This window comes from Gottfriedia sp. S16(2024) (assembly GCF_050473765.1).
Classification (GTDB): Bacteria; Bacillota; Bacilli; order Bacillales; family Bacillaceae_G; genus Gottfriedia.
This window is the reverse complement of sequence record NZ_JBFLUO010000001.1, coordinates 2,099,300-2,123,188: the sequence shown is the minus strand read 5'-3', so window position 1 is coordinate 2,123,188 and position 23,889 is coordinate 2,099,300. Positions and strand designations below refer to the sequence as shown.

The 23,889-nt window shown below is 32.2% G+C and carries 15 protein-coding genes and 1 riboswitch; of the genes, 3 read left to right on the top strand and 12 right to left on the bottom strand.

The window, feature by feature from the left end; all coding sequences use genetic code 11:
* Positions 1-29: 29 nt before the first annotated feature.
* On the bottom strand, positions 30-4,178 hold the full coding sequence (locus AB1282_RS09895; protein ID WP_429899007.1) for a S8 family serine peptidase: 4,149 nt from the start codon (positions 4,176-4,178) through the stop codon (positions 30-32).
* Between the two features lie 354 nt (positions 4,179-4,532).
* A complete protein-coding gene (locus tag AB1282_RS09890) occupies positions 4,533-5,792 on the bottom strand; it encodes a helix-turn-helix domain-containing protein (RefSeq protein WP_056471467.1) in 1,260 nt (419 codons plus the stop codon).
* Positions 5,793-6,324: 532 nt separating this feature from the next.
* Between AB1282_RS09890 and AB1282_RS09885 the strand changes: the two genes are divergently transcribed.
* Positions 6,325-7,173, top strand: coding sequence for a MurR/RpiR family transcriptional regulator (locus AB1282_RS09885; RefSeq protein WP_056471469.1), 849 nt, complete (start codon positions 6,325-6,327; stop codon positions 7,171-7,173).
* Positions 7,174-7,256: 83 nt separating this feature from the next.
* Here AB1282_RS09885 and AB1282_RS09880 read toward each other — a convergent pair whose 3' ends face one another.
* Entirely contained in the window at positions 7,257-7,865 is a 609-nt protein-coding gene (locus AB1282_RS09880; protein ID WP_429899006.1) for a TetR/AcrR family transcriptional regulator, read from the bottom strand.
* Positions 7,866-8,047: 182 nt separating this feature from the next.
* Between AB1282_RS09880 and AB1282_RS09875 the strand changes: the two genes are divergently transcribed.
* Positions 8,048-9,238: a YhgE/Pip domain-containing protein gene (locus AB1282_RS09875; protein WP_429899005.1), complete on the top strand. Its 1,191-nt coding sequence runs from the start codon at positions 8,048-8,050 to the stop codon at positions 9,236-9,238.
* A 41-nt stretch (positions 9,239-9,279) separates the two neighbouring features.
* Here the strand turns inward: AB1282_RS09875 and AB1282_RS09870 are convergent, their stop codons facing one another.
* The 8 genes from AB1282_RS09870 to AB1282_RS09835 form a co-directional block, all read right to left on the bottom strand.
* Entirely contained in the window at positions 9,280-13,446 is a 4,167-nt protein-coding gene (locus AB1282_RS09870) for a S8 family serine peptidase (RefSeq protein ID WP_429899004.1), read from the bottom strand.
* Between the two features lie 446 nt (positions 13,447-13,892).
* On the bottom strand, positions 13,893-14,714 hold the full coding sequence (locus AB1282_RS09865; protein ID WP_429901114.1) for a hypothetical protein: 822 nt from the start codon (positions 14,712-14,714) through the stop codon (positions 13,893-13,895).
* Between the two features lie 160 nt (positions 14,715-14,874).
* Positions 14,875-15,357 (bottom strand): YbaK/EbsC family protein, encoded by a 483-nt coding sequence (locus AB1282_RS09860; protein WP_429899003.1) that lies wholly within the window; start codon positions 15,355-15,357, stop codon positions 14,875-14,877.
* Positions 15,358-15,432: 75 nt separating this feature from the next.
* On the bottom strand, positions 15,433-16,365 hold the full coding sequence (locus AB1282_RS09855; RefSeq protein ID WP_429901112.1) for an MBL fold metallo-hydrolase: 933 nt from the start codon (positions 16,363-16,365) through the stop codon (positions 15,433-15,435).
* 332 nt (positions 16,366-16,697) lie between these two features.
* On the bottom strand, positions 16,698-17,159 hold the full coding sequence (ribH, locus tag AB1282_RS09850; protein ID WP_056471487.1) for a 6,7-dimethyl-8-ribityllumazine synthase: 462 nt from the start codon (positions 17,157-17,159) through the stop codon (positions 16,698-16,700).
* A 17-nt stretch (positions 17,160-17,176) separates the two neighbouring features.
* Positions 17,177-18,370, bottom strand: coding sequence for a bifunctional 3,4-dihydroxy-2-butanone-4-phosphate synthase/GTP cyclohydrolase II (locus tag AB1282_RS09845; RefSeq protein WP_056471489.1), 1,194 nt, complete (start codon positions 18,368-18,370; stop codon positions 17,177-17,179).
* A gap of 12 nt (positions 18,371-18,382) precedes the next feature.
* A complete protein-coding gene (ribE, locus tag AB1282_RS09840) occupies positions 18,383-19,030 on the bottom strand; it encodes a riboflavin synthase (RefSeq protein WP_429899002.1) in 648 nt (215 codons plus the stop codon).
* A gap of 326 nt (positions 19,031-19,356) precedes the next feature.
* A riboswitch (FMN riboswitch) is annotated at positions 19,357-19,504 on the bottom strand.
* 675 nt (positions 19,505-20,179) lie between these two features.
* The gene (locus AB1282_RS09835; protein ID WP_429899001.1) at positions 20,180-21,445 is read right to left on the bottom strand and encodes an APC family permease; all 1,266 of its coding nucleotides are present in this window, start codon (positions 21,443-21,445) and stop codon (positions 20,180-20,182) included.
* Between the two features lie 131 nt (positions 21,446-21,576).
* Here AB1282_RS09835 and AB1282_RS09830 point away from each other — a divergent pair, with 131 nt between their 5' ends.
* Positions 21,577-22,476, top strand: coding sequence for a LysR family transcriptional regulator (locus AB1282_RS09830; RefSeq protein WP_056471497.1), 900 nt, complete (start codon positions 21,577-21,579; stop codon positions 22,474-22,476).
* 339 nt (positions 22,477-22,815) lie between these two features.
* On the opposite strand, the gene AB1282_RS09825 is transcribed toward AB1282_RS09830, so the two are convergent.
* Entirely contained in the window at positions 22,816-23,775 is a 960-nt protein-coding gene (locus tag AB1282_RS09825) for a LacI family DNA-binding transcriptional regulator (protein ID WP_056471500.1), read from the bottom strand.
* Positions 23,776-23,889 lie beyond the last annotated feature (114 nt).

Below are 23,889 nucleotides of genomic sequence, written 5' to 3'. Positions count from 1 at the left end.
TAACTGGCTTCCCTAATTTAAATCTTTTATTATTTGTCTAAACCTAAATCTTTTAAAATACTATCTAAAGTTGCACCCTTATAGGTAGTTTTTGGTTTTGGAGCTTGATCAACAGTAGGATTTTGTAATCCAAAGTTTTGAACAACAAAGTCCATATCCTTTTTATCTACTACTTTATCAAAATTAAAGTCTGCTGAAGCTTTATTTGTCCCCCAGTAAGTTTGTACAGCTAATGCATCTAGTACATCGATTACATTATCTTTGTTAACGTCTCCAGCTGCAGCAGTTGCTAAACTATATTTATAGAATTTACCTACAGTTTCACCACGAACTTCATAAGATAAAACAACTTGTTGGTTCATCGTAAAGTGCCCAGGTACATCCACAGTTAATGTATAGGCATTTTTATCAGCTTTTATTCCATCAACATCATATGAACCATATTTGTCTGTAATTGGTGCTTGAGTAACTGTTTTTCCATCGTACGAAGTAACTGTTACTTTTGCATTGGCTTTACTTAGATCAATTGCATAATTCGGTTCACCTGTGACTGGATCTAAGCCACCTTCAACTTGTAATACACCTCTTATTCTAGAAACAGTTGGCTTTAATTTATATCTTTCCATATAAGTGTAGATATCTTTTGTCTCAACATTTGCTTGATCAATTGTTGATGCATTCATATCAAACCAGTAAGGACTTTCATTAAGATATTTGTTATCTGTTTTAAGATCAAAATTAAATAATGGTAAATCTTCTGGTAATGCTTTATCTCCAAAATATGTAAATGTAAATGTATGACTCGTTGGTGTGGTATTTACACTAACCTCTGCTTGACCATACTTTTTAACTGCATCATTTACAACTACATTCTCAATTGAAGCATAATTATAATTTCTCATTGTAATTTTAGTTGTCTTTAAATTTTTCACATTGTTCGAACGAACAGTGTAATTTACAGCTTCACCAGTCTTAAGAAGGTTTTTATCTGCTTTTAAATAGTAGTACGGTAAATTTTGATCCACAAATGCGACGCTTAACTTATTAGTTGCGTTAGCAGTAAAGTTTTTCGCTGCATCAATACCATAAAACGAAACTTCCAATGGCGCAGATTGTTTCCTCACTACAATTTGGTCACTATAGTTTCCATTTTTATCTGTTTTAATTGGATTTGCAGGAAATGGACTATTATAAAACGAAACAACTGAGTTACTTGATTGATCTACATCTAAACCTAATTTATTTGCTTGATCTGTTTCAGGGTCATTTAGATTAATATTAAAGTCGTATAAAAATTCTCCATTTGAATCAAACTGTTCATCGTTATATTCAATTACCTTTTGGTCTAAAGAGTCAAAACTTGACGTCATAGTTGGAGGGGCTAAATCGTAAATGAAATCAGAAACTTTTGTGAACGTTTTTCCATTTTCATTTGTTCCAACCATCTTTAATTGATAATGACCTGGTTGCGCAAAGCTCGGTTCATTGCTAATTGGATTTTTGGAATCTCCTGTAAATGGATAGTAAATCGAATTAAATCCTCTTCCAATAAAATAAGACTGATTATCATTTAAAGTAATTGGTGTAAATGAACCAACTAAACCAAGATCTTCACCTGTCTTTGGATCGGATAAAAGAATATCCAATGTCTTCATGTGAGATTTTAATGAGAATTCAAACCCAAGAAATGGAAATGAGTTTGCTGGCCAGCTAGTATCAGTTGAAAACAATGGGTCAGCTTTAAAGAAATCGATTCCTTCATTAACAACACGTCCACCAAATGGAATTTGGTATTCTTCAGTAGGATCTACATTATTTGTAAATACAATATACCCCTCATATGTGCCTTTTTCAGCTGTTTTTGGAATGTTTAAGCTAAAATTGATTGATTTAGAACTAATTCCATTTAACTTTACTGAAGTAGGTCCAGTTAATGTTACATTATTTTTAGCCGCATCTAAAGATCCTCTTGTGCCCGTTTGGAATTTAGCTTTTACACTAAATGTTTTCGCTTTTTCACTTCTATTTTTCAATGTAACATTGCGAGATTCTGTAATATCTTTGTTATCAAATCCAATTGAACCAAAACTAAATCCACCGGTTAATTCTTTGATTGTTTTTTGTTTTCCATTAATGATTGTCGGTGTTTGGTCTACTACTTGAATTTCTACATTAGAATGGATTGCTTCATATGCATCAACTCGACCGCTTCCTATCTCAAATACACTATAATCCTTTGCTAATGGATCAGCTGTATTCATTAAAATAGATTTTACATCAGCTGGCTCAAGATCCTTATTTGATTGAAGTAATAATGCTGATACACCAGCTACATAAGGAGTGGCCATTGAAGTACCTGATAGTCGTGCATACGCATATTTATAATCTTCAGGTTTTGAGCCGTCAACGTTTTTATCATTTACATAAAATGGAACAGTTGCTAGTATTGATACTCCAGGTGCTGTGACTTCCGGTTTGATATCATAATTGATTCGCGAAGGACCTCTTGAACTAAACCCTGCTAATTCATCAGATGCTGTTTGGATTTTTTTGAAATCACCAAATGTGAAATCTGATTTTCCATCTTTTAATGCTGCAGAAATTACTGAACCCTCTTCAAATGAAACTGAGAATGAAGGGATCGCATTCATTGATTCACCAAGGAATGTCTGAATTGCTCCTTCTGCCTTGTTTGCTTCATCGTTAGCCATGATAACCCCCACAGCACCTTGAGCTTTGGCATATGCAACTTTAGAGTCTAATGTATAAACTCCTCGGTTCATGAATACAAATTTCCCTTTTACATCTTTATTTTTATAACCAGCTTGATCTCCAAGTCCTACATCGACTAGCTGAATCGATTTCTCTTTTAATGCTGATAAATCATCTTTGTAGTTTTTCGTTAATTGTCTTAGATTGTAATTCTTACCATTGAGTACACCGGCATATTGATAAATATCAATTGCAACAGATGAAGCACCAACTGTTAAAGCTAATGCAGCTGATCCTGGCGAACCTAATGTATACATTTTGTCTCCATCATTACCAGCTGCCACAACTGTCGTTACCCCACTTAAAACTGCGTTGTTTACAGCGATAGAAGTAGCGTAAAGTGGATCATTCAACGATGCTCCAAGTGACATGTTAATAACATCCATGCCATCTTTTACTGCTTTATCAATTCCTGCAATAATTCCTTCACTTGTTCCGCCACCATATGGACCTAATACACGATAAGCATAAAGATCTGCTTCTGGTGCAGCACCAACAGATGAATACTCACTATCAGCTACTCCACGCCCACCGATAATTCCTGCAACATGTGTACCATGTTCAGTATAATAAGTAGAACCGTTTACTTCTGGTTGTCCTGATTTCTTCCAATCCTCATATGTTGTTTCCATCGGATCATTATCATTATCGACAAAATCATATCCGCCTTTATATGCGTCTTTTAAATCTGGATGGTTATAATCCATACCTGTATCTAAAATACCAATTTTAATTCCTTTACCTGTATAGCCTTCTGCATGTAGACGATCTAGCTGATCATATGGAGAATAGTTTGCTACATTAAACTCGTCTGCTTTTAATTGTTTGTTTTCTTGATTTTTTGCAGGCGGATCAATTGAGAATTTCTCATTACTCCAAACTGTCTTTACTGCTTTTGATTTTAGTAGATTCTTAATTTGGTTTGCTGGTAGTGTGATTGAAACACCATTGAATGCATGTTTAAATGAACGATTAATTTTATAATCTACCTTTTTACTTTTTGTATTTGTTAAAACTTGTCCTATATCATTTGTAAAAGTAGCATGGTCTTGATCAATTAATTTTTGTGCATCAGTTTTTGTTAATGTTTTACCTTCAACGCTCGCTTCTATTTGAGCGACCTTAACTGGTTTATTGGCAAACTCTACAATAACTTTTGTTTCTTCCGATGATTCCAAGTTAATATCAGAAGAAATTTGAAGCCCAGTTTCTTCACTAGTTGAAAGCTGCTTTAGAGCTGCTCTTTGCTCTGAACTTAAACTTGCCAAAATATCTTCTGCTTTACTCGGACTTGCTGCATTTGATACATTTGTTACTTGTCCAAGAGAACCTAAAATAAAACTAGATGTTAAAGCTAAAACAGTAAAACTTTTTAGAACTTTACTTCTTTCTCTCTTTTCCCCCATTTTTCTTCCTCCAGTTCATTTTTCTTCTTAGTTTGCCTTTAACGTTAATTACTAGAATTAATTTTTTTGACAACTTCTTCTAGTAATTAACAAAATAGAATGACGTTTGTCGTTTTTTTCTATTAATTATATTATTGGGAATTTTCCATTTTTACGCAATTGGGTTATAAGAAACCCTGTTTTATCAATGTTTATCCAATTCACCTTAATAAAATCGACAAATAACAACATAATTCCCCTTCGGAATAAACCAATTTTAGATATTTTAAATTCACTAAATAATAAATGCACTTTTTCTAGCAAAAAAAAAAAATACATAGACACGTTACTTAACGTTGTCTATATATTTCTTTTTTACATGCTCACAAATGTATGTTCAATTGACTCATACAACTCTGCGGCTTTTTGAAACTCTTTAATCTCTATATAGTATTTATATAATTTCTTACCAAACTGTTCGATATAAAATTTATTATTAGTAGAATAAAAGAATGGGAGTGCCTCATCCGATAGATATTGATAAAATTTTTCACGGGCTCCCTCAGCCTTAAGCTTAAATAGTTTAATCAATGTAATATGTACTGGGCTTTTTAACATTTTTGCTAATGCTAGTGCTCTTTTCATCACACTAAGAAGTATCTCTTTTTCTAATAGTGTCCCTTCAGTACATGTCTCTAAATAATTGCATAATCTTCTTAAGTAATTTATTGATTTTTTATTTTCGGTTTCATTAATACTTTCCTCAAAATAATACAATGCATTTTCATATTCTTCTCGCTTAAAGTATTTCACTCCAAGATTATTCAATAAAATAGCCTTGCGTTCTCGATCGCCTAATACTTCACAGTTATGAATTAAATCTTTATAGCGTTCTACAACTTCACTAAAATTCATTTCTAATTCACTACCGTACTGCAATAACATAAGTGATTCAGAACTAATTGCGAATAAATAATTATTCGTTCTTTGAAAAAACTTAAGTGCCATTTCGGCATATTTATACGCTAAGATTTTTGAGCTTCCGAAATGATAGGCAATTGCTAAATGGTGATAGTATTCTTCATTTCGATACTCATCAATATTAATCATCTTTAATACTTTTATTGCCTTTTGATGGTCTTCATTACTTAGGCTAGTATAGTTCGATATATAGTACATACCTTGAAGATGATAGAATAAATTTTTCTCGAAAGGTGATAAATCATCAAATTCTTTTTTCACATATGTAAGTATTTGCTTAACCATATCTAAATTTTGATAATGAAAATAATATCTTGCTCTTAGTAAATTATAATGGGCTGCATATTGTGAATAATCAATAAAGGGCATTTGTTCAAGTTCTGCTTTAATTTCTACAATTTGAGTTTCTTTTTTCATGACTAATGCGTCGTGCCAAAGATGTAATTTTTTCTCTAAATTATAAAACGATTGGACTTCATGATTAATATTGATTCCTAAACGATCTGAAAATAAAGCGATAATATCAGGTGAGTACGCCGTCTTTCCTCTTTCTATTTTACTAACATGAGTAGTTGTACATATACCTTCTCCAAGCATCGCTTGAGTTAATCCCATTTTTTCACGATAAAACTTTATGATTTCCCCCTCAATCATATGCACCCTCCTCTATCTCTATAACCATATTTAACTAATTATTCTTTACTAAATTTTAATATCCTTTTAAGGAAAAAACAATTAATGATTTATACCTAGTACTAGTAAATTTCAATCCAAACCCAATACATTATTACTAAATAAAAGATAGGATTCGAAAATGAAATCCTATCTTAAAGACTAATTTATTTTTTTTATTTATTTCTAAAGACCTACCCAGAAACTATGTTAATTTTCAACTTTCGTCATTAAACCAAAGAAAAAAATTCCTCTTAACCCACTTATTTTGAAAATTTGCTATACTAAACATGTGTGAAAAAAATTTTTTTGACAAAAATGAATATATACGAAATAATTTTCACATGAAAGGGTTTTCATATTATTATTAAAAAAAACACTTTTTTCCTATATAATAATAATTAAGCAAATTATATTTCTTTTCTAAATCTTTAAAATACATTTTTTCAATTTAATACTATATTAAAAATTTATATATAACTAAAACTCAATTTACTCGAAAGGTGTAAACAATATGGAACAAACGAACAGCTTAGGTAAAATTCGTTCTTACTATGCGCGATTAAGTGATAAAGAAAAAAAGATTGCTGATTATATATTACAAAACCCAAAGCATATAATTCACAGTACAATTACAGAAGTAGCTGAAGACTTAAACGTTGCTGATGCAACTGTTTTTAGATTTTGTAAACGGATTGGATTTAAAGGTTACCAAGCGCTCAAAATTGCATTAGCATCTGAAATTATGACACCAATCCAGCAAATCCATGAAGAAATTAATGAAAAAGACGATGAGATAACGATTGCGAATAAAATATTTCAATCTAATATTCGAACACTTGAAAATACTGCCCAAATCTTAGATAGTGCATCGTTTAAAAAAGCAGTAAATCTTATATTAAAAGCTAATAAAGTTGAATTATATGGTGTAGGTGGCTCATCTGTTATTGCGATGGATGCCTTTCACAAATTTATTCGCACAGGAATAAAAGCAAATTCATACACTGACTCACACTTTCAATTGATGTCAGCTTCTCAACTAACCAAGGAAGATGTAGCAATCGTCATCTCGCATTCGGGCTCAAATAAAGACATCCTTCGTATTTTGCAAGTATTAAATGAAAACGGTACCAAAACGATTGGAATTACAGGTTTCCCAAAATCTACTTTAAGTCAAAATGTTGATGTCTCGCTTTACACCTCTTCCGAGGAAACAGAATATCGACCAGAAGCACTGGCATCTAGAATTGCACAATTAAGTATTATTGATGCATTATACGTAAACTTAATGATCTTAAACTCTCATAAAGCTAAAACATCATTCGAAAAGGTAAGAACTGCAATATCAGAAACAAGATCTTAATACTATTAGGAAAAAAGATGTCTCAAATAAAAATCTTGAGACATCTTTTTTCTGGCATCGAGAAGGACCTATTCTAACCTACATTATTTAGCGATTTGACTAACAAATGTCTTCATAAATTTCAAAAGCTTCATATGCATGATTGCCATTTCTTCAGGGGTAATTGGTTCTTCTTTTTCTAGCCATTGCTCCAACAGTCCAAAGAAGGCCGATGAAATGAATGCAGTTGTGTATTCATGTGGAATATCAATCATGTACACTTCTTCTAATAAATCCACTAGTTTTTCATAAATCGTTTCTTTAATATGTTCCTTCATTTTCTTCGGAAAAGCTGGGTCCCCTTTTGTACTGATCAAAATTTTTATAAATCGTTGATTTTCTTTTAAATAATGATATACATTTAGAATAGGTGGATAGACCATATCATTTGAATAAAACTCATTCATTTCTTTTGGTCTTATAAATATTAGTCGATCCTGTAATCCTTCTAAGATTTCATTTTGACTTTTTTCCATTAAATCATATTTATCTCTGTAATGTAGATAAAATGTACCGCGATTTAAACCTGCTTTTAATGTAATATCTCTAACTGAAATAGCTTCGAATCCTTTTTCCTCTATTAAATCTAACAACGTCTCTTTTATTAATTTCTTCGTTTTTGCAACTTTTATTTCTCTCAATGATTGACTCATTTTAGATCATCCTTTTGAAATATAAGTTCTTACTAAACAAATTTCATAAATGTGTTTAGCAATGAACACATTTGTATGATTTGCTTATTGTGATTTATTAAAACTCATTGTAATATCTTCACATAACAATAGTCAACACGTTGTTCAGTAATTTTATATAAAGGAATTAGGAGGTTATTGAAATGAACTTATTTAAACAAAAACAAGCTATTTTAGCTCCTCTACTAGTTTTAGTTGTTGCGATTATTTTCAGTCTAACATTGGCATCATCCGTTAACCCTACACCTAAAAATCTTCCAATTGCGATTGTAAACGGAGATCAAGGAATCCAAGTTCCTTCAAAAGGGAATGTTAATATAGGTGATATGATGGTATCAAAAATAAACAAACTATCTAAAACGAATAATGGTGAAAAACCAGCGATTAAGTGGATACAAGTATCAAGTGAGGAAAAAGTACGTAAAGGTCTAGATGATCAAAAATATTACGGTGCTCTTATTCTTCCAAGTGATTTAAGTAAAAATCAAGCTTCACTAAAAACAGCAAATCCTTCACCAATAGCGATTAAAATTTTAGTAAACCAAGGTAAAAATACAACTGGCTCAACGATGGCTAGTCAAATGCTAACTCATATTGTAGAAAATCTTAACCTAACTACTCATACTCAAATTTTTAACGAATTAAAGAAAAACGTGAGCTCAATTTCAGTAAAACAAGCTGAAGTTTTATCAAATCCGATTGTGGCAAATATTGAAAATGTAAATGCAATTGGGACACATACAGCAAATGGAAATGCTCCTGTCACCCTAATTACACCACTTTGGATGTCTAGCTTAATAGGAGCAGTTATCGTCTTTTTAGCGAAAAAGAAAACACAAACATCAAATTCAATAAGTAAATTAAAAGTTATTTTTGAACAATTAATTCTAGGAGTTATCCTATCATTCATAATCGGTTTTGGCATAACATTAATGGCAAAATGGATTGGATTCACTCTTCCTAACTTCTTAGATGTTGCGTTATATTTAACAATTGCTTATTTCTGTTTCCATATCCTTATTTCTGCTGTTATGTCATGGGTTGGTTTTGGTGGAGTTGGGATCTTTGCCCTAATCTTTTTCTTCTCAGGTTCTTTAATTGGAATGCCAAAAGAGCTTTTACCAGCTTTTTCAAAAGACTGGATTTACTCTTGGGTTCCAATGCGATTTGGTGCCGATGGATTAAGAGAAATCTTCTATTTTGATAAAGGATTATCAATGAGTCATCCAATGAGTATTATTTTATGGATTGGTATAATTTCTCTACTTGCCTTATCTTTATCTGCCTTTAAGCCGAAAAAAGAAGTAGTAAACCAAGCAGTAACTATGAAATAACATAAAAAAGGAAACCGGACTAATCGGTTTCCCCTTTCTTATTATTGATCTAATCCTAAATCTTTTAAGATGTCTTCTAAAGTCTTTCCTTTATTAGTAGTTTTTGGTTTTGGCGCATTATCAACTGTCGAATTTTGTAATCCAAAATTTTTCATGATAAAGGCCATATCCTTCCCATCTACTACTTTATCAAAATTAAAGTCCGCTGTATTATTATCTGTACCCCAATATGTTTCGACAGCTATTGCATCTAAAATGTCAATAACGTTATCTTTATTCACATCACCAGCTGCTGCCCTTGTTAAATTCCAATTAATTCTCTTTCCTACTAATTCACCACGTACGTTATCTGATAAATTCATTTTTCGATACATTGTAAAATGACCAGGGATATCGACTTTGACAGTATAAGGTTTATTATCAGCTTTTATGCCTTCAGCAATGTATTGACCATTTTTGTTAGAAATTGGTGCTTCTACAGTCGTATTTCCATCATAAGAAGTAACTGTTACTTTTGCAGCAATTTTACTTTGATCAATTGCATAATTCGTTTGACCTGTAGACGGATCAATTGATCCTTCAGATAATATGGCTCCATCTACCCTTGATTGAGCTTCCTTAATTTTATAAGTTTCCATATAAGTATAGACGTTACTTGTTTCTACATTTGATTGATCAATCGTTGATGACGTCATTGTATACCAATCAAATGGCATACCTTTAGTCCATTTCTCAGCTGTTTTTATGTCGAAATTAAATAATTTTAAATCTTCTGGTAAAGCTTTCGTTCCATTGTAAGTAAAGGTAAATATATAAAGAAGTGTACCAGTTGTAGTAGGTACTGATGACACTGAAACTTGCGCATCTCCATATTGTTTTACTTCATCACTTACAACGACATTTTGAATTGTTGCAAGATTTGGATCAACTTTTAAATTGATTTTTGTTGTTTTTAAGTTTTTCACATTATTTGAACGAACACTGTAATTAACAGTATCACCTGTTGTGACAGTTTGTTTACTTGATTTTAAGTAATAGTATGGAAAATGTTCATCGACAAATATGATTCTTAAATCATTTGATGCATTTCCAGTAAAGTTTCGTGCTGCATCAAATCCATAAAATGCAACCTGCAATGGTGTAGAACGTTTTTTAACTTTAATCTGATCTGTATAGTTTCCATCTTTATCTGTATACTTTGGCTTTGCTGGGAATGGACTATCGTAAAACGATACAACCGCATTGCTTGTTTGATCAACCGGTATACCTAAGCGATTTGCTTCATCCGTTTCAGGATCGTTTAAATTAATGTTAAAGTCATATAAAAATTGGCCATTCGAATCAAATTGACTATCTTTATATTCAATTACTTTTTGATCTAAATTGTCAAAGGTAGTTGTCATATTTGGTGTGCCAGAGTCAAAAAAGAAATCAGCTGTTTTCGTAAATACTTTACCTTTTTCATTTGTTCCAATTATTTTTAATCGATATTTTCCTGATTTTGCATTAATCGCTTCGCTACTTATCGGATTTTTCGCATCTCCAGTAAATGGAAAGTAGAGCGAATTAAATCCTCTTGAATTCGTATAATTTTGATTTTCGTTCAATGTGATTGGTAAATATGAACCTACTAAACCTAAATCCTCACCAGTTTCTGCATCCTGTAACACAACATCTAATGTTTTCATATATGATTTTAATGAATAACTAAAACTTATATAAGGATATGCATTTTCAGGCCAGTCTATATTATTGCCAAACATTGGATTATTGATTATAAAGTTATCAATTCCTTCATCAACAAAACGTCCACCAAATGGTATTTGATATGTTTCTGTTGAATCTGATGTATTTGTAAATGTAATATACCCTTCGTATGTTCCTTTTTCTGCAGTTTTTGGAATGTTTAAGTTAAATTTTATATTTCTTTGACTAATTCCATTTAATTTTACAGACGTAGGGCCAGTTAACGTTACATTGTTCACGGCCGCATCTTTAGACCCTCTTAATCCAGCTTGGAATTTTACATCCACATTAAATGTTTTCGCTTTTTCACTACGATTCTTTAAAGTAATATTTCGAGAATCTGCAATATCTTGATCATCTGAACCGTAAGAACCGAAGCTAATGCCTCCTGTTAATTCTTTAATTGATTTTTCTCTTCCATCAATAATCTTAGATGTTTGATCCACAACTTCTAATTCTATATTAGAGTGAATTGCTTCATATGCATCTACTCGCCCACTACCTACTTCAAAAACGCTATACGCTTTTGATAAAGGATCAGCAGTGTTCATTAAGATTGATTTAATATCCTCTGCTTGTAAATCTTTATTTGATTGAAGTAATAATGCTGATACCCCCGCTACATAAGGTGTTGCCATTGAAGTTCCAGAAAGACGTGAGTAAGCATATTTATAATCTTCAGGTTTTGATCCATCAGCTGTTTTATTATTTTCATAAAATGGTACAGTTGAAAGAATCGAAACACCTGGAGCAGTCACTTCTGGTTTAATATCATAATTCCTACGAGATGGGCCTCTTGAACTAAATGTCGCTAATTCATCTGATGCAGTTTGTACTTTACTAAAATCTCCAAATGTGAAATCTGTTTTACCAGCTTTAATTGTCGCTGAAATAACTAAACCATCTTCATTTGAAACAGAGAATGCTGGAACTGCATCCATTGACTCACCAAGATATGATTGGATTGCACCTTCAGCTTTATTTGCTTCATCGTTATACATTAATACACCAATAGCACCTTTTGCTTTTGCATTTTTAATTTTATCTATTAATGCAATCGTTCCACGTTTAATAAATGCGATTTTTCCTTTTACATCTTTACCAGTAAAATCTGCAGGATTTCCTAAACCAACATCAACTAACTGATATGTTTTTCCTTTTAATGATGTCATATCATCAGAATAGTTCTGTGCTAATTGTCTTACTGAATAGTTTTTACCATTATTTACTCCAGCGTACTCGTATACGTCTAAAGCAATTGAAGAAGCGCCCACAGTTAATGCTAATGCTGCAGCTCCAGGTGAACCAAGGGTATACATTTGATCACCAGTATTCCCTGCTGCAACTACTGTTGTCACACCACTTAAAACTGCATTGTTAACTGCAATTGAAGTTGCATATATTGGATCATTTAAAGTCGCTCCAAGTGACATATTAATAACGTCCATACCATCTTGAACAGCACGGTCGATTCCTGCCAATATGGCATCAGTTGTGCCACTTCCATATGGACCAAGCACACGGTAAGCGTATAAATCTGATTCTGGTGCTGCTCCTACCGTTTTATAATCACTATTTGCTTTGCCACGACCACCAATGATACCTGCAACATGTGTACCATGTTCAGTGTAATAAGCTTCTGAATTACTAACTTCAGGCTTACCAGATTTTTTCCAATCAGCGTAAGTCGTTTCCATTGGATCATTATCGTTATCAACGAAATCATATCCACCTTTATAAGCATCCTTTAAATCTGGATGGTTATAATCCATCCCCGTATCTAAGATTCCGACTTTAATTCCTTTACCTGTAAATCCTTCATTATGTAAACGATCTAAAGCATCATAAGGTGTATAGTTTCCAACATTTGCTTCGTCTGCTTTTAGTTGATCATTTTCTTTTGGTGGATCAATTGAAAACGTTTGGTCACTCCAAATCTTACTAACAGCTTTTGATTTTAATAGATTCATAATTTGATTTGCTGGTAGTGTCATGGAAACACCATTAAATGCATGTTTATAAGAACGATTAATTTTATAATCTACCTTTTTACTTTTACCACTTGTTAAAACTTGGCCAACATCCTGAGTAAAAGTATCATGGTCTTGATTGATTAGCGCTTCAGCATCTGATTTTGTTAAGCTTTTACCTTCTACACTCGCTTCAATTTGTGCTACTTTAACAGGTTGATTTACAAATTCAACAATGACACTTGTTTGCTCCGAAGAGTCCAAATTAATATCAGAAGAAATTTGAAGCCCTGATTCTTCATTCGTTGAAAGCTCTTTAAGAGCCGCTCTTTGCTGTGCAGTTAGGTTAGCAAGAATGTCTTCTGCTTTACTTGGACTTTCTGCATTTGATACATTTGATGCTTGTCCAAGAGAACCTAAAATAAAACTAGATGTTAAAGCTACTACTGTAAAACCTTTAAGAACTTTCCCCTTCTCTCTCTTTTCCCCCATCTTTCTTCCTCCAGTTCGTTTTCAACAATTTAGCTAATCCAAATAATTACAAAAAATATCTTATTCTGACAAAATCCATTGTAATTAATCATTTAAAATGAACAATTTTCGTTCATTTATCTTAATTAAATTATCGTGAATATTCTGTTTTTAATCAAATGGGTTATTGCAGGCCTTGATTTATCAGTATTTATTCCATTAATTAAAAAATGCGACAAAACTCTACATTTTTCTCAATAAAATTAACATGATTTTTAACAATTTTAGGGATTCATTTTATCATTTAATTAACCTATTAAAACTTTTTAATTAAAATATTAATCGTTATTTAGATTTCTATATGTGTTAGATACAAAGTTAAAAAGATAGAATATTCCCAAGTAAGGTCTCTAAAACAAAAAAAGAACCAAGCTACGTTGATTCTTTTTTCATATATCAATTGTCAATTAAGTATCAAACAACTTTCCATCCAGTGCTTCAATATATCTTTTAGCAGATTTATAAACTACTTGTTTTGCATTCTCTTTTACAATCCCATGAAATGCATTATAAATTCTATCAAATATTAACTTCTCTACAGCTGACGATATTTCTTTTACTTTTTTTGCAGGTAGTGGTATTAAATTAGGATAACTATACATAAAACTTACCCAATTTGGATCTGCAACTACTTGAATAATATCCCCCGTTAACAGTATTCCCTTTTGCTCATTTCCAGCTTTCCATTCTAATACTGCCCCACCTTTAAAGTGCCCACCTAATCGATGAATTTCAATTCCTTTGTTAAGCTCTAACATTTCGCCGGACCAAAAAATAATCTTATCACTTTTTCTCGTAATCCACTCTTGATCATCTTCATGTATGTATACAGGTACATCAAATTTTTCAGCCCATTCAATTTGACTAGAGTAATAGTGTGGATGTGATAGAGCAATCGCATTGACTCCACCTAACCGCTTAATTTCTTCAATCGTCTTCTCATCTACATAAGAAATACAATCCCATAACAAATTAAACCCTTCATTCTTAATAAGATAAGCAGTTTGACCAATTCCAAACTTCGGACTAGTAACGATACTATACAAATTTTCTTCTTCAAAACGAATAATGTTTTGATAGTTTTGGTCTTTCATTGATTGTAATGTTGTCCAACTTTGCCCAATTGGACTAACATATTGTCTTTCTTCACAACAAATTGTGCAGTACTCAGGAGGATCGATCGACTTGTTATATTGAACGCCACATGTCGTACAAATAAAGTTGAACATTTGCTCATACATCTCACTTTCCTTTGAAATTAATCTGACAAATGGAACTTTATTAAAAGGTAAAAACTTCCAATAAAAATAGACACATTTAAGTATAGTAAATCAAAAACTGATTTATTACACTTGAATGTGCCTTAATAATTAAAGTTAGAGCATTCTATTATTTAATTTTTACGACTTTACCTTTTGTCATTTCAACTAATTCATTTGGTGTTAATTGAAAAATAGCTTTTGGATGGCCAGCAGCTGCCCATACTTCACTATACTGTAATAGATCCTCATCAATAAATGTAATTACTTGGTTTTTATGCCCAATTGGTGAAACTCCTCCAATTACGTACCCAGTTTGTTCACGTACAAAGTCAGCATCTGCTTTTCCTAGTTTATCATTTAGTATTTTCTCGATTTGTTTCTCATTTACACGGTTTATTCCACTTGCTACTACTAGTACAGCGCTATTTGAGCTTTCTAATTTAAATATAATCGACTTTGCAATTTGAGCCACTTCACAATTTAATGCTTCCGCTGCTTCCTTAGCAGTTCTTGCACTATTTGGTAATTCAATCACTTTATTTGAATAACCTAACTCAAAAATTAAATCTTGTACGATTTGTGCACTTTCTTTTAATGCTTCCACAAACATCACTTCCCTAAAAAATTGATTTTTAAATTATTCCATACTAAAAGGTACAATCCTGCTTTTTTTCAAATAAATAAACTACTTCCACCAAATTGAATTAGGATATTCACCTGTACTTATATTAATTGTTTCACCAATTTTAGGTGTAGAATACTTTACTTCATTTTCTTTAGCAGCCTTCACGGCACGTTCAATTGGGTCATTCCAGTCATGAAATGCTAATGTAAAGGCACCAAAGTGAATTGGTACAAGAACTTCACCTTTTACATCAATAAAAGCTTTAACAGTTTCTTCTGGCAGCATATGAATTGCAGACCATCGTTTATCATATTGACCACATTCCATTAACGCTAGATTAAACGGTCCATATTTTTCCCCTATTTCCTTAAAATGAGGTGCATATCCGCTATCTCCACTAAAATAAATTTTCGTTTTCCCACCAATGATGACCCACGAGCACCACAAAGTACTGTTACGATCAGTTAAACTTCTTCCCGAAAAATGTCTTGCTGGCGTACAAGCTAATGTTAATTGATCAAATTTAAATTCATCCCACCAGTTATGCTCAGAAATACTCTCTTTCGGTACCCCCCAACTCACTAAGTGACTTCCTACACCAAGCGGAACAATAAATCGATCTACTTTCTGTTTGATTTTTTTTATTGTACCGTAATCTAAATGGTCATAATGATCATGCGATAGTATGACAGCATCTATTTTTGGTAATTCACTGATCTCAATTGGCAAACCTCCGCTATATCTTTTACCACCAAATTGCGGAAACGGGGTTGGTGCGTTCCCAAACATTGGATCAACTAAAATGTTTTTGCCTTCTATTTCAATTAATAAAGCTGAATGTCCAAACCAAGTAATTTTCGAATCTTTACTTTCTGAATGAAACCTGGAAACATCAATTTTCTCCATTGGAATCCCATCTCTAGGAACACGATTCGGATTTTTCTTAACAAAGTCTCTAATCATAGAAATGTTTGTTTTAAAATCCATACTCATACTAGTAGGGACTTGGTTTATAAACTTACCATTTTTATAATGCTCTAAAGCATAAAATGACTCCACTTGATCCTTTGAATATTTCTTCCCAAAATGAGGATATGTATTTAAAAACGTTAAAATAACGATAACTAATATGACTAAAATTAGTAAAAATAACATTTAATTTCTGCCTCCAAATAAACCTTTACTAAATTTTACACTACCACAAATTTAGATGATTAAACAAATATTCAGATTGCTTTTTTATATAAAAAATTACTTTCTCTTGATAAAAAAAAGAGAGGTGAAATTCACCTCTCTTTAATCAGTTTCTTCTATTATATATATACTTAGTTTATAGTTCTTAATAAATTAGCCATTTCAATTGCTGAAATACCAGAATCCCAGCCTTTATTACCAGCTTTAGTGCCCGCTCTTTCAATCGCTTGTTCAATATTTTCTGTCGTTAATACACCAAAAATGACAGGGATACCAGTTTGTAGCGTAATAGCAGCAACACCTTTTGCTACTTCATTACATACGTAATCGTAATGAGTAGTTGCCCCACGAATAACTGTTCCTAGCGTAATGATTGCATCGTATTTTTTTGAATCTGCAAGTTTTTTTGCGACTAATGGAATTTCAAATGCACCTGGTACCCAAATAACATCAACGTCTGATTCTTCTACACCATGACGATATAGTGCATCTTCTGCACCACCTAGTAGTTTTGATGTAATAAATTCATTAAAACGTCCTACGATTACAGCAACTTTAAGTCCAGATCCTACTAAATTTCCTTCAAATTTCATCTTAATCTCTCCCATTTTTAATAGTGTAATAAATGTCCCATTTTTTCGATTTTAGTAATTAAATATTTTTCGTTTTCTGTTTTCATTTCGGTTTGAATTGGCACTCGATTATTTATCTGGATTCCGTGAGATTTTAGCGCTTCTATTTTAACTGGATTATTCGTTACTAAATCTATACTCACAATCCCTAAATCTTTAATAATTTGAGCACTTATCGCATAATCTCTTAAATCTGAATCAAATCCTAAATTTAGGTTTGCTTCAACAGTATCAAAGCCTTCTTCCTGTAACTTATATGCTCTTAACTTATTAAGTAAGCCAATCCCTCTGCCTTCTTGTCGCATATAAACAATTACGCCTTTGCCTACTTCTTCAATCATCGATAATGTTGATTGCAACTGAGGTCCACAATCACAACGACATGAGCCAAATACATCACCTGTTAAACATTCCGAATGAATACGTACAAGTACTGGTTCACCATCGTCAACTTTACCTTTTACAATCGCAATATGCTCTTTGCCATCGATCTTGTTTGTATAACCAATCATCTTAAAATCACCAAAATCTGTTGGTAATTTAATTTCAACTTCTCTTTTTACAAGTTGTTCAGTTTCTTGTCTATAATGAATTAAATCTTTAATTGTAATCATTTTTAAATTAAATTTATTTGCGATTTGAATTAGATCCGGTACTCTTGCCATCGTTCCATCGTCATTCATAATCTCACAAATGACACCAACTTCTTTCGATCCAGCCATTCGAGCTAAATCCACTGCCGCTTCTGTATGACCTGGTCTCTCAATAACTCCTCCGTTTTTAGCGACTAAAGGAAACATATGCCCAGGTCTTCTAAAATCTGCTCCAGTTGATTCATCATTTAACATTTGTAAAACAGTATGTGAACGTTCAAATGCCGAGATACCAGTAGTAGAGTCAATATGATCAATACTTACAGTAAAGGCAGTACCATGAGAATCTGTATTTTTTGTTACCATTTCATATAAATCTAGTTTCTTGGCTATCTCTTCAGAAACAGGTGCACAAATTAATCCGCGACCATGAGTGGCCATAAAATTGATATTTTCAGGAGTTGCAAATTCTCCGATAACAACAAAATCTCCTTCATTCTCTCGATCTTCATCATCACAAACAATAATAATTTTTCCATTTTTTAAGTCTTCAATTGCTTCTTCTATTTTAGAGAACATGAGCTTACTCCTTTATATATAGCCATTTTGAGATAAAAATGAAGTTGTTATTGCAGTACTCTTTTTCGTCTCATTCATACCAAGCATTTTTTCAACATACTTACCTAATAAATCAAACTCAATATTAACGACATCTCCAACTTTTTTACTGCCTAAGATCGTATGTGAACGGGTATGAGGAATTAAAGAGATTGTTACAATATCAGTTTCAACTTCAAATATTGTTAAACTTGTACCATCAATCGTTATACTGCCTTTTTGAAGGCAATATTTAGCAAACTGACTTGGAATATTAATTATATAGATTACTGCATTTTCTATTGATTTGACGGATACAATTTTACCTGTACCATCAATATGACCCGATACAATATGGCCACCAAACCGGCCATTCGCTGCCATTGCCCGCTCCAAATTTACTTTTTGGCTAGAAACCAAAGTACTTAGATTTGAAGCTTGAAATGTTTCAGGCATGACATCAACAGAAAATTCATTTTTAGTAAAATTCGTAACGGTTAAACAAACCCCATTTACAGAAATGCTATCTCCTAAATGAACATCCTCTAAAATTTCTGATGCACCAATTGATAGCACTAAAGTTTTACCTTTTTTTACGATATTTTTTACTGTTCCTATTTCTTCAACGATTCCAGTAAACAAGTTTATTCACCTCATTTCGAAAAAGCACATTACACTCAAGCCCGATAAATGACTTTGTAAGACCCATCTCTAATTTCATAAATAGTTGATCCAACTTATCACACCCTCTAATTCAAATTAATTTGAAAAAGTGAAAAGCCCCTTAGAAAACTCCTAAGGGGCAATAGATGTTTAAGAAAGGAAGTGTACTTAAATAAACGCAAGTACAATTTGAGTCTATTAAAAGACAGTACTATAGCGCGTCTATTGTTGTACATACAAAATATGCACAACGAACTAAGCCTATACGGATAGTATTTTTGAAAACAACTATACCGTATATGCACTCCATCCTTCTCCCATCCAGACTATACTGTCGGCTCTAGATTCTAACTAGATCAGCAACATATAAAAAATCTATATGGAGCTCACGGGCTTAGTATAAAAATATACAACACCGCCGGTTGGGAATTTCACCCGACCCCGAAGGACACTAATTATCAAATTTGGTTTCATTATAACTAGCAATTATTTCGTTGTAAAGAATTTATGATTCTATTTTCTTTTAAAACGATCTATAAAAAAACAAAATTAAAGTAAAAAAACCTTATAAAATATGGAAAATTTCTCACTCTATTTAGTTAAAAAAAATATTATTTTTTATTCTTATAAAATTAATCATCATGTTTTAAATATTTTCTTGCAACTAATACAAAAATGTATAAATATTAACATTAAAATCATTACAGAAAAAAATTGAATACTATTATTAGTATAGAAAGTAAGACTTACGAATTCCAAAATCACATGAATTTAGCTTAATTAAACACACAACTGAATTCGTTTTTTCATTTTATCATTATATTGTTTATTAACACAAAGAGTATCCCCCTTTTAACAATGTCCCTATAATACTTAATAATTTCAATTTTTAAAGCCCTGGTAACGTTAAAACAATATATAATTCTAAAATAACAAAAGGCTTTCATTCGTATTTAAAAAGGCATTAGTTAAACAGAAATATAGATACCAAACTGAAAAAAAATGGCTTGTAATTTCAATAAACACCCTTTAAAAACAATAATAAATATACAATAAGAAGAATTATTATAAAATTCCACTTTCATAAAAATAGAAACTTCTTTTAATAGAAGTTTCCTTTCTAACTCATTATTCATTTCCAACTTGTAGAACTTTTTCATGTTGCTTTGAATCTCTTTTTTGTAGCCAAATAAAGTACACTGAAACTAATATGATCAATAGTAGAATGACCGGTGAAGAAAATAAAAGTATTCCTAAAAAGCAAATTGCTAGAATAAAGGAACCGATTTTGAAAAACACGGAATCAAATAATCGCAAACATGCCAATACTCCTAGTAAAGCGTTGCATAAGAAGAATGCATTTGCAATTGCTACCAGTGTTTGAATACTTAGGAAGTCGCTAAAATAAAGAATAAATACAATTATGTGAATGCCAAACAAGCTAAATAATGAACGAGTTGCCACATTATTTTTATTTTTAAAAGAAAGCCATGAAGGTAATAAACCTGTTTTGGCTTGATCGGCGATAAGTCTTGATACTGCTCCTATTACTAAGAGAACCGTACTAATACAAAGAGCAATTGTAATTGACGAAATAATTGGTGTTGACCAACTTCCAAATAAACTCTGAAGTAGTGGTGCTAATGATTGATCCATCATATTTCCATTTTTAGAATGAATCCACTGGAAAGCAAATGCAACTGTTAGACTTACTATTGCTATAATCGAAAAACTTAAGACTACTGCTCTAGGAATTGTTCGTTCTGGATTTTTTACTTCTAAAGAATAGCTACCGATGACTTCCCATCCGATTAAAGCCCAAAATAATAATAGTAAACTTTCTCCAAAATCTGAAACAGTAATTGGATTCGATAAAGTAAAGCTCCCATCAACTGTAATTAACGTATGAATACTCCCAACTATAAGCGTCACTACAATGAAGCTAGACATAAAAAAGGCAAATTTTCCAACATCGGCAATGCTTCTAGTTAAAATGATATAAACAAAACATAGTATTCCTAAAGCTAGCCACTTTTCATTGAAAAAACTTTGATTCGTCAGTAGTTGTAAGTAATGCCCTGCCGTACCTGTAACTGCAATTGGACCAAAACAAACTGCAAGTAAAAAGAAAATAGCTGAAAGATTTTTTATTTGTGTACCAAATGCACGCTCAACTGCCAATGGTACTCCGGAATCTCCTGGAATCAACAGACTTAGCTTACCAAACATAAGTGCAAATATTAAACTTAAACCGAGCATTATAACCCAAGCAAAAATAGCATAATTACCAGCAGTTTCATACACTGCAGGTGGTAAAATGATAATTCCTGATCCTAATATAGGTCCAATCATTAACCCACTGAGCAAAAGAAAACCAATTTTTCGATTCCTCATTAATATCCCTCCAATAGTTATTGAAACAAATTGTAATCTCGTATACTTTAATTATATGAACAGATCTCTCATCGGTAAAATGAATAGTTACGATATAAACCATCGGAAAATCCGATACTAAGGAGGCTATTATGGAAATCCGTCATTTAATTACGTTAAAATCAATTGTCGATCTGGGCGGGTTCTCTAAAGCTGCGGTCCATCTCGGATATGCACAATCTACGGTAACTGCACATATACAAGCACTTGAGCAAGAGTTAGGAGTACCTTTATTTGACCGTTTAGGTAAAAAGGTTCATCTGACGGAGGTCGGTGAGAACTTTTTAGTTCACGCAATCGAAATGATTCAACTTTATTCAAAAGCTAAAGATGTATTTCAAATGGAAAATGAGGAAGTATCCACGTTAAAGATTGGAGCTCCTGAATCTTTAACGATCTACCGTCTTCCACAAATTATCCAAGCTTTTCGATCACAAAATCCGAAAGTAAATATTATGATGAAATCTGGTTCATGTTGGGAATTACAAGATGAATTACGTCGAGGAGATCTGGATATTGGCTTCTTTCTACAAGCTCCATTAACTGATTCAGATTTGTATACGGAAACACTAATTGAAGAACCACTTGTCATTTTGCTACCTCCAACTTCTGATACTAGAACACTTTCATCCTTTACACTAAATGCGAATGAAAATATCATTCTTACAGAACAAGGCAGTTATCGTGACTATTTTGAAGCATTCCTAAGAAGTAAAGGTATCGCAACTGAGTCTGGAATGGAATTTTGGAGTGTAGAGGCAATTAAACAATGTGTTATGTGTGGACTCGGAATATCCATACTCCCACTCGTAGCAGTTCAAAATGAAATGCAGCAACAAAAACTTAAAGTCATAAATTGGGATACAAATTTAGGAAGTGTCTCTACGATCATGTCTTGGCATAAAAATAGATGGCAATCACGTGCTGCTAGAAAATTTATGGAAGTTGTTAGAGAACAGTCTCCTTTATGGAATCAGTCTATTAAAAGCTAGTTTCTTACTAGCTTTTATTTTTTTGTTTAATTGAACTTTATTGATAAAGTTGTGAACTTTGTTGGTAACATTTCTTGATCATTCATTTGGAACTTCTTTTTGGAAGGATTTACTGAGTTTTGTTTAGTTTTGGTCGTTTCTCGGCCAATTTTATTGTTATTTTTCTATTTTTTTGATTCATTCATGTTTCATGACTTTATTTGCAGTTATCCAGATTATAATTGCAGTTCTGACATATTTATTTGTAGATTTGCTTTTTTTTTTGCAGTTCGACCTTTTTTATTTGTACTTCCCAATTCAACGAAATGAAAAACAGCTAGCCCCTGACTAGCTGTTTTATTATACCGTCTGCCGCTCAATTAATTTGATCGCTATCTCCTCTTGATTAATTGCAGAATTAATCGCTTGTATAAAAAGTTTCTTCCCTATTTCTCGTAATGGAATTTCGACTGTTGTTAACTTCATTACTTTTGCAATTGGTTGATTATCGAACCCAATTATCGCTAGATCATGAGGAATAGCTATTCCACGATCATTACAGCAAGTCTGCACCCCCGCTGCCACTTGATCACTTGTTACTAACAAAGCTGTTGGCCTCTCTTTTAAATTTAACAAAGATTGGACAATTCTTTCACCGTCTTCAAAATAGTAACAATTATCGAATACAAAATCGTTATTTAGTGATTCATTATATTTACTGTGAAAATCACTATAGGCAGCCTCTCTTTGTTTACTATTCTTACCTGTTCTACGACCAATACTATAACCAATTTTCCGATGTCCTTTTTGATATAAATATTCTAATGCAATCATGAAACAATTGTATTGATCGATAAATGTTGAGGAAACCCCTGTATTTCTCGTATCTTCAAATAATACTATTTGCCCATATTGCTTATAATTCTCGATCATTTCAATCGAACAAATTCTAGAACAAATAATGAGTGAATCGATTTGTTTATGCTGCAGCATTTTTAAAGCCTCAATTTCCCTCTTCTTCTCATAATTTGATTGAAATAGTACTAGCTTATAATTATTTTTTATCGCTTCGTTAGCAATTCCATCAATTAGCAATCCAAAGTATGGATGTTGTGAGAACGGAATAACCACTCCAATTAGATTCGTTTTTCCTTTGCTTAAATTTACTGCATTTTGATTTCGTTGATAATTCGTTAACTCAATTGCATTTAAAACTGCATTTCTTTTTTCCTCACTAACATACGGCTCATCATTTAAAACTCGTGAGACTGTTGTAACCGAAACGCCGGCAATCCTTGCAATATCTTTAATATTAGACATTTTCTCACCTTTTCTAAACTTTTTCTTGCTCTGAAACTAGTTCCATACTTTACTCTGTACTCATAATAAAAAGGAGGTACAAATATGCAAATACTTTTTGGCTTACTATGTTTA

Coding starts and splice junctions, on each gene's coding strand:
- ribH (WP_056471487.1), bottom strand. CDS start 17,159: ATGAAATTTGAAGGAAATTTAGTAGGATCTGGACTTAAAGTTGCTGTA.
- AB1282_RS09855 (WP_429901112.1), bottom strand. CDS start 16,365: ATGAGTATGGATTTTAAAACAAACATTTCTATGATTAGAGACTTTGTT.
- AB1282_RS09870 (WP_429899004.1), bottom strand. CDS start 13,446: ATGGGGGAAAAGAGAGAGAAGGGGAAAGTTCTTAAAGGTTTTACAGTA.
- AB1282_RS09835 (WP_429899001.1), bottom strand. CDS start 21,445: ATGAGGAATCGAAAAATTGGTTTTCTTTTGCTCAGTGGGTTAATGATT.
- AB1282_RS09865 (WP_429901114.1), bottom strand. CDS start 14,714: ATGTTCAACTTTATTTGTACGACATGTGGCGTTCAATATAACAAGTCG.
- AB1282_RS09845 (WP_056471489.1), bottom strand. CDS start 18,370: ATGTTCTCTAAAATAGAAGAAGCAATTGAAGACTTAAAAAATGGAAAA.
- AB1282_RS09880 (WP_429899006.1), bottom strand. CDS start 7,865: ATGAGTCAATCATTGAGAGAAATAAAAGTTGCAAAAACGAAGAAATTA.
- AB1282_RS09885 (WP_056471469.1), top strand. CDS start 6,325: ATGGAACAAACGAACAGCTTAGGTAAAATTCGTTCTTACTATGCGCGA.
- AB1282_RS09875 (WP_429899005.1), top strand. CDS start 8,048: ATGAACTTATTTAAACAAAAACAAGCTATTTTAGCTCCTCTACTAGTT.
- AB1282_RS09860 (WP_429899003.1), bottom strand. CDS start 15,357: ATGTTTGTGGAAGCATTAAAAGAAAGTGCACAAATCGTACAAGATTTA.
- AB1282_RS09825 (WP_056471500.1), bottom strand. CDS start 23,775: ATGTCTAATATTAAAGATATTGCAAGGATTGCCGGCGTTTCGGTTACA.
- AB1282_RS09830 (WP_056471497.1), top strand. CDS start 21,577: ATGGAAATCCGTCATTTAATTACGTTAAAATCAATTGTCGATCTGGGC.
- AB1282_RS09895 (WP_429899007.1), bottom strand. CDS start 4,178: ATGGGGGAAAAGAGAGAAAGAAGTAAAGTTCTAAAAAGTTTTACTGTT.
- AB1282_RS09890 (WP_056471467.1), bottom strand. CDS start 5,792: ATGATTGAGGGGGAAATCATAAAGTTTTATCGTGAAAAAATGGGATTA.